Source organism: Halomonas heilongjiangensis (assembly GCF_002879645.1).
GTDB classification, from domain to species: Bacteria; Pseudomonadota; Gammaproteobacteria; order Pseudomonadales; family Halomonadaceae; genus Halomonas; species Halomonas heilongjiangensis.
In genome coordinates this window covers 15,346-30,276 of record NZ_PNRE01000078.1, presented here as the reverse complement: position 1 = coordinate 30,276, position 14,931 = coordinate 15,346, and the positions used below count along the sequence as shown (strand labels likewise).

The 14,931-nt window shown below is 68.2% G+C and carries 15 protein-coding genes; 3 read left to right on the top strand and 12 right to left on the bottom strand.

The genetic code is table 11. The features are described from left to right. Positions 1-23 precede the first annotated feature (23 nt). From C1H66_RS17450 to C1H66_RS17440, 3 genes are all read right to left on the bottom strand, one after another. Positions 24-1,223, bottom strand: a complete 1,200-nt coding sequence (locus C1H66_RS17450; protein WP_102626463.1) for an IS4 family transposase — start codon at positions 1,221-1,223, stop codon at positions 24-26. Between the two features lie 245 nt (positions 1,224-1,468). Next, a complete protein-coding gene (locus C1H66_RS17445; RefSeq protein ID WP_102629154.1) occupies positions 1,469-1,726 on the bottom strand; it encodes a hypothetical protein in 258 nt (85 codons plus the stop codon). Between the two features lie 42 nt (positions 1,727-1,768). Next, complete coding sequence (locus C1H66_RS17440; RefSeq protein ID WP_102629153.1) at positions 1,769-2,569, bottom strand: M48 family metallopeptidase; 801 nt, start codon at positions 2,567-2,569, stop codon at positions 1,769-1,771. Between the two features lie 138 nt (positions 2,570-2,707). On the opposite strand from C1H66_RS17440, the gene C1H66_RS17435 reads away from it, so the two are divergent. The 3 genes from C1H66_RS17435 (at position 2,708) to C1H66_RS17425 (ending at position 5,271) form a co-directional block, all read left to right on the top strand. Continuing rightward, the gene (locus tag C1H66_RS17435) at positions 2,708-3,595 is read left to right on the top strand and encodes an ATP-binding protein (protein ID WP_102629152.1); all 888 of its coding nucleotides are present in this window, start codon (positions 2,708-2,710) and stop codon (positions 3,593-3,595) included. A gap of 94 nt (positions 3,596-3,689) precedes the next feature. Continuing rightward, on the top strand, positions 3,690-4,148 hold the full coding sequence (locus tag C1H66_RS17430) for a hypothetical protein (RefSeq protein WP_181423473.1): 459 nt from the start codon (positions 3,690-3,692) through the stop codon (positions 4,146-4,148). A gap of 19 nt (positions 4,149-4,167) precedes the next feature. Beyond that, positions 4,168-5,271 carry a PQQ-dependent sugar dehydrogenase gene (locus tag C1H66_RS17425; RefSeq protein WP_181423474.1) on the top strand — a complete coding sequence of 368 codons (1,104 nt, stop codon included), beginning with the start codon at positions 4,168-4,170 and terminating at the stop codon, positions 5,269-5,271. 25 nt (positions 5,272-5,296) lie between these two features. Here C1H66_RS17425 and C1H66_RS17420 read toward each other — a convergent pair whose 3' ends face one another. The 9 genes from C1H66_RS17420 to rlmN form a co-directional block, all read right to left on the bottom strand. Further along, positions 5,297-5,920, bottom strand: coding sequence for a hypothetical protein (locus C1H66_RS17420; protein ID WP_370741320.1), 624 nt, complete (start codon positions 5,918-5,920; stop codon positions 5,297-5,299). Between the two features lie 193 nt (positions 5,921-6,113). Beyond that, positions 6,114-7,517: a ribosome biogenesis GTPase Der gene (gene der / locus C1H66_RS17415; RefSeq protein WP_102629151.1), complete on the bottom strand. Its 1,404-nt coding sequence runs from the start codon at positions 7,515-7,517 to the stop codon at positions 6,114-6,116. Continuing rightward, positions 7,514-8,659 (bottom strand): outer membrane protein assembly factor BamB, encoded by a 1,146-nt coding sequence (gene bamB / locus C1H66_RS17410; RefSeq protein WP_102629150.1) that lies wholly within the window; start codon positions 8,657-8,659, stop codon positions 7,514-7,516. The genes der and bamB overlap by 4 nt, the downstream gene beginning before the upstream one ends. Further along, complete coding sequence (locus C1H66_RS17405) at positions 8,656-9,315, bottom strand: YfgM family protein (protein ID WP_102629149.1); 660 nt, start codon at positions 9,313-9,315, stop codon at positions 8,656-8,658. The genes bamB and C1H66_RS17405 overlap by 4 nt, the downstream gene beginning before the upstream one ends. A 78-nt stretch (positions 9,316-9,393) precedes the next feature. Then, positions 9,394-10,686 (bottom strand): histidine--tRNA ligase, encoded by a 1,293-nt coding sequence (gene hisS, locus C1H66_RS17400; protein ID WP_102629148.1) that lies wholly within the window; start codon positions 10,684-10,686, stop codon positions 9,394-9,396. 29 nt (positions 10,687-10,715) lie between these two features. Beyond that, positions 10,716-11,831 carry a flavodoxin-dependent (E)-4-hydroxy-3-methylbut-2-enyl-diphosphate synthase gene (gene ispG, locus C1H66_RS17395; protein ID WP_102629147.1) on the bottom strand — a complete coding sequence of 372 codons (1,116 nt, stop codon included), beginning with the start codon at positions 11,829-11,831 and terminating at the stop codon, positions 10,716-10,718. 10 nt (positions 11,832-11,841) lie between these two features. After that, positions 11,842-12,822, bottom strand: a complete 981-nt coding sequence (locus tag C1H66_RS17390; protein ID WP_102629146.1) for a RodZ domain-containing protein — start codon at positions 12,820-12,822, stop codon at positions 11,842-11,844. A 30-nt stretch (positions 12,823-12,852) separates the two neighbouring features. Continuing rightward, the gene (gene pilW / locus C1H66_RS17385) at positions 12,853-13,599 is read right to left on the bottom strand and encodes a type IV pilus biogenesis/stability protein PilW (protein ID WP_102629145.1); all 747 of its coding nucleotides are present in this window, start codon (positions 13,597-13,599) and stop codon (positions 12,853-12,855) included. 123 nt (positions 13,600-13,722) lie between these two features. After that, positions 13,723-14,850: a dual-specificity RNA methyltransferase RlmN gene (rlmN, locus tag C1H66_RS17380; protein WP_102629144.1), complete on the bottom strand. Its 1,128-nt coding sequence runs from the start codon at positions 14,848-14,850 to the stop codon at positions 13,723-13,725. Between the last annotated feature and the right edge of the window lie 81 nt (positions 14,851-14,931).

Sequence of the window (14,931 nt, the reverse complement as noted above, 5' to 3'; positions counted from 1 at the left end):
GACCCTGGGGGATCCCCAGGTTTTTACATCCCACTGGCACCTCCATGCTGTGCAATGACTTCGTGCCGGAGGAACGCCGTCAGCCTATCCGGCCGACATCGTGACAGTCGGTTTGGGGAGTACCTCAATGCCTCCCGCCCCAGCCGCCAAACCGACAAGACCGATCGTGCCTGCAGGCTGTTGCTCTGGAACTGCTGGGCCCGCCCCTCCTGCTGAGTCTTCAGGCCAATGGCGACCAGCACCAGGCTGGCCAGCATGGCGATGAGCAGCAGAATCTCGATGCGACGCGCGCTGCGCGTCTGGTGCATCCCGAAGCCCAGGCCGAACAGCGGGCTCTTCACGTCACGAAAGCCCTCTTCGATCTGCATCCGCTGGCGATAGATCGCCACCACTTTCTTGGCACTCGTAACCGATGGTGGCAGGTTACTGACCAGCACCCAGGGTTCGCGATGGCCTTTCGCGGCCTTACGGCTGCGCTTGGCGCGTGATGGCTTACCCTGTTTGGTGAGGTGGCGTCGTCCCTTGGCGGCGTGACGGACGCGGTAGGCCCGGGTGGACAGTGGGGATTTCTTGACGAGCTCAGCCTCGCCCAAGGCGTCTGGGGTGCGCCGAGCCCCCGCGAACAGCTCCGCGACGGGCGCCCACTCCTCGCCTGACAACCGGAGGTGCGTCGGTCGCCGCAAGCGGCCGACGTAATACCAACCACGCTGTTCCACCTCCCGGAACCAGGGCCCCTTGAAGCCGGCATCGGTGACCAGAATGGGCTGGGCACCCTCCGGCAACAGCTCGGCGATCATGTCCAGCAGATGGCGCTGGCAGACCGGGCAGGCGTCCTTGTGATGGACTTTCTCGTAGATCGGGAAGGACCGGCCGGCGAAAGGAAGCGCGGCGCGCAGCACAAAGTAGTGCCCCCGATCATCGATCGGCGACCAGTCCACCAGGAGGCGCGGATGCGGGGTATTGCCGACGAGAAGCCGCGTCACTTGCCAATAGAAGAGTGGTCGCTCCTGCTGCAGGTGAGGGTTCCCGAGCAGGCGGTCGATGCGCTTGATGGCGTGCTTGGGCGCCGTGTCACCGGGCAGATGGCGGCCTAAGGCCGTCAGGCCCAGGTGCTGGCCGTCGATCAGTGCCTGTACCGCAGCCAACACGGCCTCTAAGCGCAGGGCATGCACCACAGGGGCTGAAGCCGCCAGGATCTTGTGCAAGAATCGGAGCGTCTGCATGGGCACCTCGGCATATTGTTTCTTTGGCGATTAACAACATGCCTGCCCATGCAGACTTTTTTCAATCCTAATATGCTGATTTAGCTATTCATTTCCTGGGGATCCCCCAGGGTCAGACCCCAGCCAAGTTGCCAGGCGTGTCATGGTGCACGTGGCGAGCGGATTCGACACCGCCGGGGTCTGACCCCCTAGGGCCTCCCAGCGGTGGAAGCCCTGCTTGCCGCCGGATCAGCCCCGAAGGACATTCAGCGTCTTTTGACGTAGAGCCCCACCATGCATAGCGCCACGCCGGCCACCGAGAGCAGCATGCCGCCGTTGACCAGCCAGGGATGGCGGTCGAGCCAGGAGGCGAAGGGCTGCGGCGTGTCGCGGCAGGCTCCCTCGAGGTAGTCCCAGTAGCCGCCGGAGAGGGTGCACTCGCGCACGTCACCCAACTCCCAGAAGTAGACGCCCATCAGCACCAGGATGGGCACGATCAACAGCAACAGTCCGAGTCTCAACATTCGCTTTCCGGTTCAGGGGGTGAGGTGCTGGCGTTGGGCCATTCAGGGCCGTGGGCAGTTGGGGGTGCGGCCGGCCTGGCGGGCTTGCTCGTAGCGTGCCATGGCCTCGTCCATGCCGGCCTCCAGGCCCCCCATCCGCTGGCCGTGGCTCGGGTGGGTCGACATCCAGGCCGGCGGCCGGCCGCCGCCGGTGGCCCCCATGTTCTCCCACAGGGCAATGCTCGCGCGCGGATCGAAGCCGGCATTCGCCATCAGGTTCAGCCCAATGGTGTCGGCCTCGCTCTCATGACGACGCGAGAAGGGCAGCAGGATGCCGTACTGCGCGCCCATGCCCAGCGCGGCCATCATCTGCTCGCCACCGGGGCCCTGCATGCCCGAGGCGGAGGAGATCACCGACAGGCCCAACTGGGTGGCGCTTTGTGTGGAGGCGCGCTCATTGGCGTGACGGGCCATCACGTGGCCAATCTCGTGGCCGATCACCGCGGCGAGCTGGTCCTGGTTCTCGGCGATCTCGAGCAGGCCGGTGTTGATGCCCACGTAGCCGCCGGGCAGGGCGAAGGCGTTGGCCTGCTCGGACTCGAAGACCTTGACCTGCCAGTTCTGGTCACGCTCGCGGGCCGGTAGGGCCTGGACCACGGCATCGGTCACGCACTGCACGTAGCGCAGCGGGGCACCGCCGACGGTGGGCAGCTCTTGCTGATACTGGGCGAAGGCCTGGGCGCCCATCTGATTGAGCTGGTCGTCGGACATCAACGTCAGCTGCGAGCGCCCGGTGGGCGAGGTGGTGCAGGCAGTCAGGGCGATACCGAGGGTACCGATGGCGAGGCAGTGCATCCAGCGCATGGGAGGTCTCCTGTGACCAAGCTCCTGTGTCCAGGCTTCTATGACCCTGGACGGGACATGAGGGTTCGCCACAAGATACCCGTAACGCCTGCCAGGTCAACACTGGCCGGCCACATCACGAGTCGAGGGGAGAGCGCCATGGATGCGGAGCTGTCGCGCCGCCTGCTGCACCTGCTGGATCACGTCGAACACTGGCTGCCGCCGCCGCCCGAGGCGGTGGACTGGGAACGCGACATCGCCGCCCTGTGGCAGCGCCATACCCTGGGCGGGCGGCTGCTGCCGGTTCCCCCGCGGGATGCCCTGGGCCTGGACGATTTGCTCGGCATCGAGCGCCAGAAGCTGGCGCTGGTCGACAACACCCGCGCCTTCCTTCAGGGGCTGCCGGCCAACCACGCCCTGCTGTGGGGCTCGCGGGGCAGCGGCAAGTCGTCGCTGATTCGCGCCCTGCTCAATGCCCTGGCGCCGGAGGGCCTGCGCCTGGTGCAGGTCGACCGCCACGACCTCGCCGGCCTGCCGCTGCTGGTGACCCAGCTGCGTGATCAGCCGCATCGCTTCGTGGTCTACTGCGACGACCTCTCCTTCGAGGGCCACGACGACGCCTACAAGGCGCTGAAGAGCGTGCTCGACGGCGCCCTCACCGGTCCGCCGCCCAATGTGCTGCTCTACGCCACCTCCAATCGCCGCCACCTGCTGCCCGAGTCGATGAGCGACAACGAGGGCTCGCGGCTGGTGGGCGACGAGCTCCACCACGGTGACGCCGTGGAGGAGAAGATCTCGCTGTCGGACCGCTTCGGCCTGTGGCTCGGCTTCCATCCCTTCAACCAGGACGTCTACCTGGAGGCCTGCTGCCACTGGGTCAGCCAGCTCGGCACGGCCGACGACTGGAACCGCGAGGCCCGCGCCGAGGCGATCCGCTTCGCCACCCTGCGCGGGGGACGCAGCGGTCGGGTCGCCTGGCAGTTCGCCTGCCAGTGGGTGGGTCAGCAGCGCTTGAAAGATGGTTCCCGGGGCCAGGAGAGTCAGTGAGAGCATGCGACCATGCGATGAGCCTGTGCACTGCTGGCAATTTTGCCGGCTGGAAGGCGTGGCGCTGCTATCGAAGTCTTCATGAGAGGTCATCGTGACGAGGCGATGGCGACCGCTGGTGGCTTATGTCGCTGCCGTGCTCGACGCCACACTGCTGGGGTCGATCGTGCAGACCCAGTTCAACCTGGCGGCGCTGTCGGCGTTGGGTGCCGATATCCCGTTCTCCACGCGCCTGGCGACCACCGGCCACGATCTGCTGGGGTTCACACCGCTGTACGGTAGCCTCGTCGCCATCATGATGCTGGGGGCCATGCCGGCGGCCACCCTGGTGACACGCTGGCTGGGCTTCGGGGCATGGCCGATTCATGCGCTGGCGGCGTCGCTCGGGCTATGGGTCATGCTGTCGATCGTCGATGCCCTGGCGCCGATGCCGACCCTGATCGCGGCCACTCGCAGCCTGGAGGGAACCCTGGCGATGATGGCGACCGCCGCCCTGGGCGGCTGGGGCTATGCCATCCTGGCGTATCTCGACTGGGACGGGGCCTCCGGGTGACCCGGCAGAGGAGTGAAACATGCGTCGATTCGGTCGTGTCCTGCTGACCGCCGTCGGTCTGTCGGCGTGCACCATGGCGCTCGCCGTGGACTACCGGATCGAGACCCTGGCCGAGGGGCTCGACCATCCCTGGTCGCTGGCCTTCCTGCCCGGGGGCGGCATGCTGGTCACCGAACGCGTCGGGCGGCTGCGCCTGATCGACGCCGATGGCACGCTGCGCGAGGCGCCCGTTGCGGGTGTGCCCGAGGTCTTCGTCGGTGGCCAGGCGGGGTTGTTCGAGGTGGCGCTGGCGCCGGATCATCCCGACAGTGGGTGGGTGTACCTGAGCTATGCCTGTGGCACGCGTGCCGCCAACACGACCTGCCTGGATCGCGCTCGCTTCGACGGCCGGCGGTTGGTCGCACGAGAGACGCTGTTTCGCGCCGAGCCGGACAGGCAGGGACGCTCCCACTACGGCGGCCGTCTGACCTTCCTGCCGGACGATACCCTGGTACTGGGGCTGGGCGATGGCTTCGACTACCGTGAACAGGCCCAGAATCCGGGCAACCACCTGGGCAGCCTGGTCCGCTTGACCCCTGCTGGCTCGGTGCCCGGCGACAACCCCTTCGTCGCTGCCAGTGAAGCGCGAGCGGAGCTCTACAGCATCGGCCATCGCAATATCCAGGGGGTCGTCTTCGACGAGACGCGAAGTGAGCTGCTCATTCACGAGCATGGCCCCCGTGGCGGTGACGAACTCAATCGTATCCTTCCCGGCGCCAACTATGGCTGGCCACTGGTCACGCATGGCGTCGACTATACCGGGGCGCGTGTCACGCCCTTCACCGAGCTGCCGGGGTTCGAGCCGCCCGTGCTGCACTGGACACCATCCATCGCTCCCTCGGGCATGACCGTGTATGACGGGGAGCGATTTCCCGAGTGGCGCGGCGACCTGTTCGTCGCGGCGCTGGCCGCTCGCCAGGTGCGCCGCCTGATCCGCGAGGATGGCGAGATCGTGGGCCAGGAAGCCTTGTTCACGGAACTCGACGAGCGGATTCGTGACGTCCGCAGCGGGCCGGATGGCGCCCTCTACCTGTTGACCGACAGCGCCGCGGGGCGGGTGTTGCGTGTGATGCCGGCCCCTTGAATCATGTGGAGGCGGCGCCGGCGGATCAGCGCTGGGGCGTCAGCTCGCCGTCCTCGCCCACCGCGAAGCGCAGGGTCGGCGTCCACAGGCCGGCGGGCAGGGTCATGCCCAGCCCACGCAGATCCCCCGGGGTGATCGCCAGTTCGCTGCCGGCGGGCAGTTCCCCCTGGCTGGCCATCTGGCTGGCCAGCTCCACCAGCGGGGCCAGGCGGTTGCGGTCGGCGCCCAGCAGGTCGAAGGCGACCGGCAGCCGCAGGTTGGCGTCATCGCCTGAGGTCAGGGTGACCTCCTCCTGGTAGTTGCCGCTGATCGCCTCGGCGCCGGGCACGTTCAGGGTCCAGCGGAAGCCCGACATCTCCACCGCCGGCATGCCGGCGGGCAGGCCGAGGCCCATGGCCAGGGTGGCCTGCACCGGCAGGCTGCCCATGCCCAGGCTCGAGGCGATCAGCGAGGTGATGTCGCTGGTATCGAGGCCGGCCTGGATCGAGTAGGGACCGATGCGCACGTTCTCGACACCCAGCGAGGTGATCGCCAGGCGGAAGGCGAACAGGCCGGTCTGGGGGATCGCCAGGCAGCCGCCGAGCAGTACCGCCAGGCAGAGCGGGGCGAGCAGGCGCCAGCGGCGCGGCGAGGGACGGGGGAGCATCATGAGGGCCTCGGGGACAGGGTCGGTGCTGCATTGCAGCGAGAGGCGTATTTCAGGGCTACCGGGCTTCCCTGTCAAGGCGTTGTGTGCCCTGCCGGCTCGCCGGGAAAGCGAAACTGTCGGCCCGGAACGACACCGCCCGGCCAGTCGTGGAGGACGGGTCGGGCGGGCGGTATGGGGGGGAGGCGGCATTGACTCAGCGGCGGCTCTTGCGCGCCTCGCGGGTACGGCCCAGTTCGCGCTTCTTGGCCTTCTCCTTGTCGCTGGCCCCGGCCATGCTGTCGAAGGGGTTCTTGCCCGAGCGGAACTCGAAGCGCAGCGGGGTGCCACGCACCTTGAGCACCTTGCGGAAGGTGTTGGTCAGGTAGCGACGGTAGGCCTCGGGCAGCGACGATGTCTGGTTGCCGTGGACCACGATGATCGGCGGGTTGCTGCCGCCCTGGTGGGCCATGCGCAGCTTGATGCGCCGGCCATTGACCAGCGGTGGCTGGTGCTGCTCCACCGCATCCTGGAGGATGGTGGTCAGGCGGTTGGTCGACCAGTGGCTGTTGGCCGAGGCGAAGGCGCGCTCGATGGAGGGGTAGAGGTCACCCACTCCGGTGCCGTGCAACGCCGAGATGAAGTGCAGCTCGGCGTAGTCGGCGAAGCCCAGCCGGCGCTTGACCTCGGCGCGCATCCTGTCCTTGGCCTCGCTTTCCAGGCCGTCCCACTTGTTGACCGCCAGCACCAGGGCACGGCCGCTGGTCAGCACATAGTCGAGCAGGTGCAGGTCCTGTTCGACCAGGCCGCTGCGGGCATCCAGCACCATGACCGCGACATGGCACTCCTTGATCGCCTCGAGGGTCTTGATGATCGAGAACTTCTCGGCGATCTCGCGGACGTTCTTGCGTCGCCGGACGCCGGCGGTGTCCACCAGCACGTAGGGCTTGCCGCGGCGCTCGAAGGGGATCTCGATGGCGTCGCGGGTGGTACCGGCTTCGTCGAACACCACCACCCGCTCCTCGCCGAGCAGGCGGTTGACCAGCGTCGACTTGCCCACGTTGGGGCGACCGATCACGCCGATGCGGATGCCCTTGGTGCCGGTGTCGGCGGGGATGCCTTCGTCGCGTTCGGGGAAGGGCTCGAGCACCGCCTCGATCAGGCCGGTGACGTTGCGGCCATGGGCGGCGGCGATGGGGTGCGGGTCGCCGAGCCCCAACTGCCAGAAGTCGGCCATGGCGGTGTGCTCTTCCAGGCCGTCGGTCTTGTTGACCACCAGCCAGGTCTTCTTCTGGTTGACCCGCAGGTGGTTGGCGATGGCCTCGTCGGCGACGTTGAGGCCGGCGCGGGCGTCGACCATGAACAGCACGATGTCGGCCTCGTCGATGGCCTGCAGCGACTGCTCGGCCATGGCCGCGTCGATGCCCTCCTCGTCACCGCTGATGCCGCCGGTGTCGATCACCGTGTACGCCTTGCCGCCGAGCACGCCGTTGCCGTACTTGCGGTCGCGGGTGAGCCCCGGGAAATCGGCCACCAGGGCGTCCCGGGAGCGGGTCAGGCGGTTGAACAGGGTCGACTTGCCCACATTGGGGCGGCCGACCAGGGCGATCACGGGGGTCATTGGATGTCCAGGGTCTCTAGGCTGCCGTCGTCGGCCAGCACATGGATGCGACGTCCCTCGGTGAGGGGGCGCACGCTGATGCCCGAGCGGTCGACGCGGGTGCGGCCGGACAACTCGCCGCTGCGCGCCTCGATCAGGTGCAGGTAGCCTTCGAAGTCGCCGAATACCAGGCTGCCGTCGGCGAAGGCCGGGGCGGTGATGCGACGTCCCTCAAGGGACTCGTTGCGCCAGATCTCGTCGCCGCTGTTGGCGTCCAGGGCGATGACATGGCTGGCCTCGTTGACGGTGAACAGGAAGTCGCCGACCAGGATCGGGGTCAGATAGCTGGAGAGCTCGCGATCCCACAGCACCTCGCCCTGGGTGGCTTCCAGGGCGACCAGGCGACCGTTGTAGCTGGTCACGAAGAGGCGGCCGTCCGGGGTCAGCACCGGCTGGGCGGCCAGGTCGACCAGCCGGTCGATGTCGCTGCGGCCCTGGGGCACGGCGATGCGCATGTCCCACAGCGGCTGGCCGTTGCGGTTGTCCAGGGTCACCAGGCGGCCGTTGGGCATGCCGGCGAAGGTGACCGGGTCGATCACCATGGGGGTGCCGGTGCCGCGCAGGGTCAGCGCCGGCCGGGTGGTGCTGTAGGTCCAGCGTTCCTCGCCGCTGGCCCGATCCAGGGCGGTGACGCTGCCGTCGACGCTCTGCACCACCAGCAGCTGCTGGCTGGGCTGGGGCGCGGCCAGCACCTCGCTGGGGACCCGGGTGCGCCAGAGCACCTCGCCATCACGCTGGTCGATGGCCAGCACCTCGCCGTTGCGGGTGCCCAGGTAGACCCGGTTCGCCACGGCGGTGAGCCCGCTGGAGATGGCCACGTCCAGGTCCTGCTGCCAGCGCCGGCTGCCGTCACCGGCATCCAGCGCCATCAGCCGGCCGCGCTCGTCGGCGGCGAAGACGGTGTCGCCGTCCCGGGCCGGGGCGATGGGGTAGCTCGCGCGGCCGAGGCCACGCCCGACCCGTTCGCTCCAGGCGCTATCCAGGCTGACGCTCTCCTCGAAGCGCTCGAGGTCCTTGGGCGGGTACTGCGGTTCCACCTTGCCGGCGCATCCAGCCAGCAGGGCCAGGCTCGCGGCGGCGGCGATCAGGAGTGTCGGTTTCATAGCGTGGCCTCGTCAAAACCCAGGTTGTCGAGCTTGAGCTGGACGCCATAGAGCGGTTGATCGCGCTCCTCGGCGAGTCCCAGTGCCTCTTCCCATGCCTCGCGGGCCTCGTCCTCGCGGCCCAGGGCGTGATAGGCGTCGCCGCGGACGTCGGCGCGCTGGGCGGCCAGTGCCTCCGGGACACCGGCGTCGAGGGTGGCGAGTGCGGCCTCGGCATCGCCATCGGCGACCTGCAGTCGCGCCAGGCGCAGCCGTGCCAGGCCCTGCACGTAATCACGGGAGCTGGCATCGATGGCCCCTTCCAGGGCGTCGCGGGCCGCGGCCTGATCGCCCTGGGCCACCGCCAGCCGGGCATCGACCAGTCGTGCCAGGTCGGCATAGAGCGTCCTGCCGTGGCTGTCGATGATCTCCGCCACCAGTGCGCGGGCCTCGCCGATGTCGGCCTCGTCGAGTTCGTTGCCGGCGGTCAGGTTGATCAGCTGCTGGTAACGCATGGAGGCGGCCTGGGCCTGGTTCTCCTGATAGTTCTGCCAGGCGTTCCAGCCGAACACGCCGGCCGCGGCGATGGCGACCCCGGCGATCAGCGAGGTGCCGTTCTCCTTCCACCAGCGCTTGATCGCATCAAGCTGCTCTTCTTCGGTTCTCAGCTCCGCCACAGGCGGTCTCCTTCTGTCCTGGAGGATCCGGTTCGGGATCCTGAATCGGATCGGCGTCGGGATCCTGAAACGGGTCGCTCAGGCGTTCTCGCCTGCCAGCAGCGCTGCCAGGGTGGCTTTGAGCTCCGCCTGGGGCAGGCTCAGCTGCTCGCGCTCCTCGCGCAGGAACTTCAGCGTGGCCGTGCCCTGGGCCAATTCGTCCTCGCCGAGCAACAGCGCCAGGCGGGCGCCGCTGCGGTCGGCCTTCTTGATGCGGCTCTTGAAGCTGCCGCCGCCGCAGTGCAACTGGGCGCGCAGCGCGGGCAGCTCGCCGCGCAGCCGCTCGCCGAGCAGCAGCGCCTGGCGGGTGGCGGCGTCATCCATCGGCAGCAGGTAGAGATCGAGCTCGCCGCGGGCACCCTCGGGCACCAGCGCCAGGGTCTCGAGCAGCAGGATCAGGCGCTCGATACCCAGGGCGAAGCCCACCGCGGGGGTCGGCTTGCCGCCGAGCTGCTCCACCAGGCCGTCGTAGCGGCCACCGGCACAGACGGTGCCCTGGCTGCCCAGCGCGGTGGTGGTCCACTCGAAGACGGTGCGGCCGTAGTAGTCCAGGCCGCGTACCAGGCGCGGATTGATCACGTAGTCGATGCCGGCGGCGTCGAGCAGCGCGGTGAGCTGCTCGAAATGCTCGCGCGAGGCGTCGTCGAGGTGATCCATCAGCTTCGGTGCGCCGGCGAGCATCTCGGCCATGTCGGGGTTCTTGGAGTCGAGGATGCGCAGCGGGTTGCTCGTCAGGCGCCGGCGGGAGTCCTCGTCGAGCAGGGCATGGTGGCGCTCGAAGTAGGCCACCAGCAGGTCGCGGTAGGCGGCCCGGGCCTGCGACGACCCCAGGGAGTTGAGCTCCAGGGTGACGTGCTCGAAGAGCCCCAGTTGCTGCCACAGCCGGGCCGAGAGCAGGATCACCTCGGCGTCGATGTCGGGGCCGTCGAGGCCGAAGGTCTCCACGCCGACCTGATGGAACTGCCGGTAGCGGCCCTTCTGGGGACGCTCGTGACGGAACATCGGGCCCTGGTACCAGAGCCGCTGGGTCTGGTTGTGCAGCAGGCCGTGCTCCATGGCGGCGCGCACGCAGCTCGCGGTGCCCTCGGGGCGCAGGGTCAGGCTGTCGCCGTTGCGGTCCTCGAAGGTGTACATCTCCTTCTCGACGATATCGGTGACCTCGCCGATGGAGCGGGCGAACAATGCGGTCTGCTCGACGATGGGGGTGCGGATCTCGTCATAGCCGTAGCGCTGCATCAGCGCGCGCACCTGTCCCTCGAAGTACTGCCACGGCGCCGACTGGCCGGGCAGCAGGTCGTTCATGCCACGGATGGCCTGGATCTTCTTGCTCAACGGTAACTCCTTGATGGGTCGTCGGCGGGTCAGGCCCCGCGGGCGATCAGGTCCTTCTCGGCCTGCTCCTTCTCGCGCACCTTGTCGCGGATCAGCCGCTCCAGGTCGTCGACCAGGTGGTCGTTGCGCAGCTTGGAGGCCGGCTTGCCGTCGAGGTAGACGAGGTTGGCGGGGCTGCCGCCGGTGAGGCCGACATCGCTCTCCTTGGCCTCGCCGGGGCCGTTGACCACGCAGCCGATCACCGAGACGTCCAGCGGCGTCATGATGTCCTCGAGGCGCTCCTCGAGGGCATTCATGGTGCCGATGACGTCGAAGTTCTGCCGCGAGCAGCTGGGGCAGGCGATGAAGTTGATGCCCTTCGAGCGCAGGCGAAGGCTCTTGAGCATGTCATAGCCGACCTTGACCTCCTCGACGGGATCGGCGGCCAGCGACACGCGGATGGTGTCGCCGATGCCGTCCATCAGCAGCAGGCCCAGGCCGATGGAGGACTTGACGGTGCCCGAGCGCAGCCCGCCGGCCTCGGTGATGCCCAGGTGCAGCGGCTGCTCGATCAGCCTGGCCAACTGGCGGTAGGCGGCCACGGCCATGAACACGTCCGAGGCCTTGACGCTGACCTTGTACTCCTGGAAGTCGAGACGATCCAGATGGTCGATATGACGCATCGCCGATTCCACCAGCGCCTCGGGGGTCGGCTCGCCGTACTTCTTCTGCAGGTCCTTCTCCAGCGAGCCGGCGTTGACGCCGATGCGGATCGGGATGCCGTTGTCGCGGGCGGCCGAGACCACGGCCCTGACCCGGTCTTCCCGGCCGATGTTGCCGGGGTTGATGCGCAGGCAGTCGACGCCGAGTTCGGCGACGCGCAGGGCGATCTTGTAGTCGAAGTGGATGTCGGCCACCAGGGGGACGTCGACCTGGCGCTTGATGCGGCCGAAGGCCTCGGCGGCGTCCATGTCGGGCACCGAGACGCGCACGATATCGGCGCCGGCGGTCTCGAGCTGGCGGATCTGGGCCACGGTGGCAGCCACGTCCAGGGTGTCGGTGTTGGTCATGCTCTGCACGGAGATGGGGGCATCGCCGCCGACCGCTACCCTGCCGACATGGATCTGGCGTGACGGGCGTCTCTGGATGGGGGATTGGGCATGCATGATGACGGAATCATTCTCCCAGGGTGAAGCGGGCGACGTTGTTGGCGCCGGCGCGAGCGCTGAGGTCGATGGATTCGCCGCCCCAGAGGAGCTCGACGCCGGTGGCGTTGCCCACGGTCAGGCGGAACGGTGGTTCGCCTTCGACGCTTGCCGTGGTGCCGGGTTCCTGAAGACCGACGAGGATGCGCTGGTTGTTGGCATCGAAGATCTCGGTCCAGGACTGCTCGTTGAAGGTCAGCTCCAGTACCCGCGGGTCGGCGGCCGGGGCCGGCTCGGCTTCCGTGGCCTCCTCGACCAGTGTCTCCTGCTCGGCCTCGTCGGGTGCACCGCGATCGGCGGCGATGATATGGGCCGGGCCGGCATCCACCTGGCCGGCGGGGAGGTCGCCGATGGCCTGGGGGTCCTCGACCAGGCCCAGGTCACTCTCCTCTTCGGGCAGCGGCGGCAGGGCGCCGAGTTCGCCCGACTCCTCTTCGGTGGCCGGTGCCTCGTCGCTCTCGGTGATGGTGGTGCTGCCGTCGAGGCTGTCCACCGACACCGGCCCGCTGTCGCTGACCCCGGGAGGCTCGTTGCCGCCACGGCTCTGCCACCACAGCAGCGTCAGGCCGATCAGCCCGGCGATCACCAGCAGGGTGACCAGCCGGAACAGCCAGGCGCCGATGCGTGACGGCGGACGGGTGACATGCACCGGTGTCACCCTGCGCTCCTGCTCCTCGCCGCCGAAACGCGCCCGGTAGGCCTCCAGCACCGGGCGGTCGTCGAGGCCCAGCAGGTGGGCATAGGAGCGCAGGTAGCCCCGCCGATAGGCGGCGACGGGGACCTCTTCGTAGTTGTCGTCCTCGAGCCCCTGGATCACCGCAGGGCGCAGGTTCAGGGACTCCGCGACCTCCTCGCGGGAAAGGCCCTGCGACTCGCGCTCGCGCTTGAGCTGTTCGCCCGGCGAGGCCGTGAAGGCGACGTCGTCGGCATCGGTGATATGGGTGTCGCTCATGGCTGAGCTTCCTTCGTCAAGAATCGGTGGTCAGGGAGCGCCATTGGCTGCATCCAGTTGCTCGGTGTAGAAGGCAGCCGCCGCCTGGTCGCCCTCGGCCCGGGCGATGTCACGGGCCAGCAGGAGTGCCGCGGGGCTGGTGCCGGCCAGGCGCATGAAGCCCTCGAGCTGGTTCCGGGCGCGGGCATGATTGCCTTGGGCATGCTCGAGTTCGGCCAGCGTGAAGTAGCTGCGGGCACTGCGCGGGTCGATCGCCTGGGCGCGGGTCAGGCTGGCCCGGGCGGCGTCGAGGTCGCCGAGTTCACGCTGGCACTGCCCCAGGTTGGCGAACAGCTGGGCCCGGTTGGCATACTGGGTATCTCGGGTGGCCTGCTCGAGCTGGTCGCAGGCCTCGCGGATGCGCCCACGATCATACAGGAAGGCCGCATAGTTGTTGCGTGCCCGGGTGAAGTCGGTGTCGGCGTCGAGGGCACGCCGGAAGGTCTCGTCGGCGAGCTCGCTCTCCCCCTGGCGCTGGTAGACCATGGCCATGGCCTGCAGGGCCTCGGCGTCGTCGGGCGCCATCTGCAGGGCCCGGTCCAGCGAGCTCATGGCGCGCTGCAGGTTGCCGCGCTCGAGGTAGGCGATGCCGAGTTGGGTATAGGCGTCGCCGGGGTTCTCCTCGCCGCCGTTGAAGGGGCCCGCCTGGGAGGCGCAGCCGGCCAGCCACAGCGTCCCCAGCAGGACGGCGACGGCAGGGGCCTGCGTGAGTCCGGGCGAGCGTGGGCAGCGAGTCATGGCGTCCTCTCGATAGTGGGCACGACACCACCGGTGGCGATTCGCAGGCGAAGCGCCGCCAGTGGGAAAAAAGGCCTGTCCATCAAAGCGCCGAGCCCGGTTGAAGTCAAGGTGACCCCCGGCTCAGTCGGCGTCGATCTGGATCGACCGGATATAGCGTTCGTGACGCCGGGTACGATCCTTGACGCGCCCCACCAGCTGGCCGCAGGCGGCATCGATGTCGTCGCCGCGGGTGGAGCGGATCGGGGCCGTGTAGCCCAGCTCATAGAGCCACTGCTGGAAACGCATCGTCTGGTTGCGCGATGGTTTTTCATAGCCCGAATGGGGAAAGGGGTTGAACGGGATCAGGTTGATCTTGCACGGCAACTCCTCGAGCAGGGCGGCGAGCTGTTCGGCGTGCTCCTGCTGGTCGTTGACGTCCTTGATCAGGGTGTACTCGATGGTGATCATCCGGGTGTCGGCGCACTTGGCGAGGTAGCGCTGACAGGCATCCAGCAGGGCGCGGATGTTGTACTTGCGGTTGAGCGGCACCAGCTCGCTGCGCAGCTCGTCGGTGGCCGCATGCAGCGAGATGGCCAGGCTCACGTCGAGCTCGTCGCCGAGCCTGTCGAGCATCGGCACCACCCCGGAGGTGGAGAGAGTGACGCGACGCTTGGAGAGGCCGTAGCCGTTGTCGTCGAGCATCAGCTTCATCGCCGGCACGACGTTGTCGTAGTTCATCAGCGGCTCGCCCATGCCCATCATCACCACGTTGGTGACCGGACGGTTGGCGGTGTCCTTGCGCGGGCCGACGCTGCGCTGGGCGACCCATACCTGACCGATGATCTCGGCGGCGGTGAGGTTGCGCTGGAAGCCCTGCTTGCCGGTGGAGCAGAAGCTGCAGTCCAGCGAACAGCCGACCTGGGAGGAGACACAGAGGGTGCGGCGTTTGCCGTTGTCGGCCGGGATCAACACCGTCTCCACGTAGCTGCCGTCCTCGACCTCGAGCACCCACTTGCGGGTACCGTCGCTGGAGGAGCCCTCGTAGACCACGCCGGGACCGCGGATCTCGGCGACGTCGGCCAGTCGCGCGCGCAGTGCCTTGGACAGATTGGTCATGGCCGCGAAATCGTCGCAGCCCTCGTGGTGGATCCACTTCATCACCTGGGCGGCACGGAACTTCTTCTCGCCGATGGAGAGGAAGAAGGCTTCCATCTCCTCGCGAGAGAGGCCGAGCAGGTTAGTGCGTTGGGGAGCGATCGTGGCGGTCATGGCAGTCAGCGGGTCGTTGGGGCAAGGAGGGCGGGCCGAAGGGCGGGAGTGGCTGTCACTCCCGCCAGGGAGGCCGCGGGA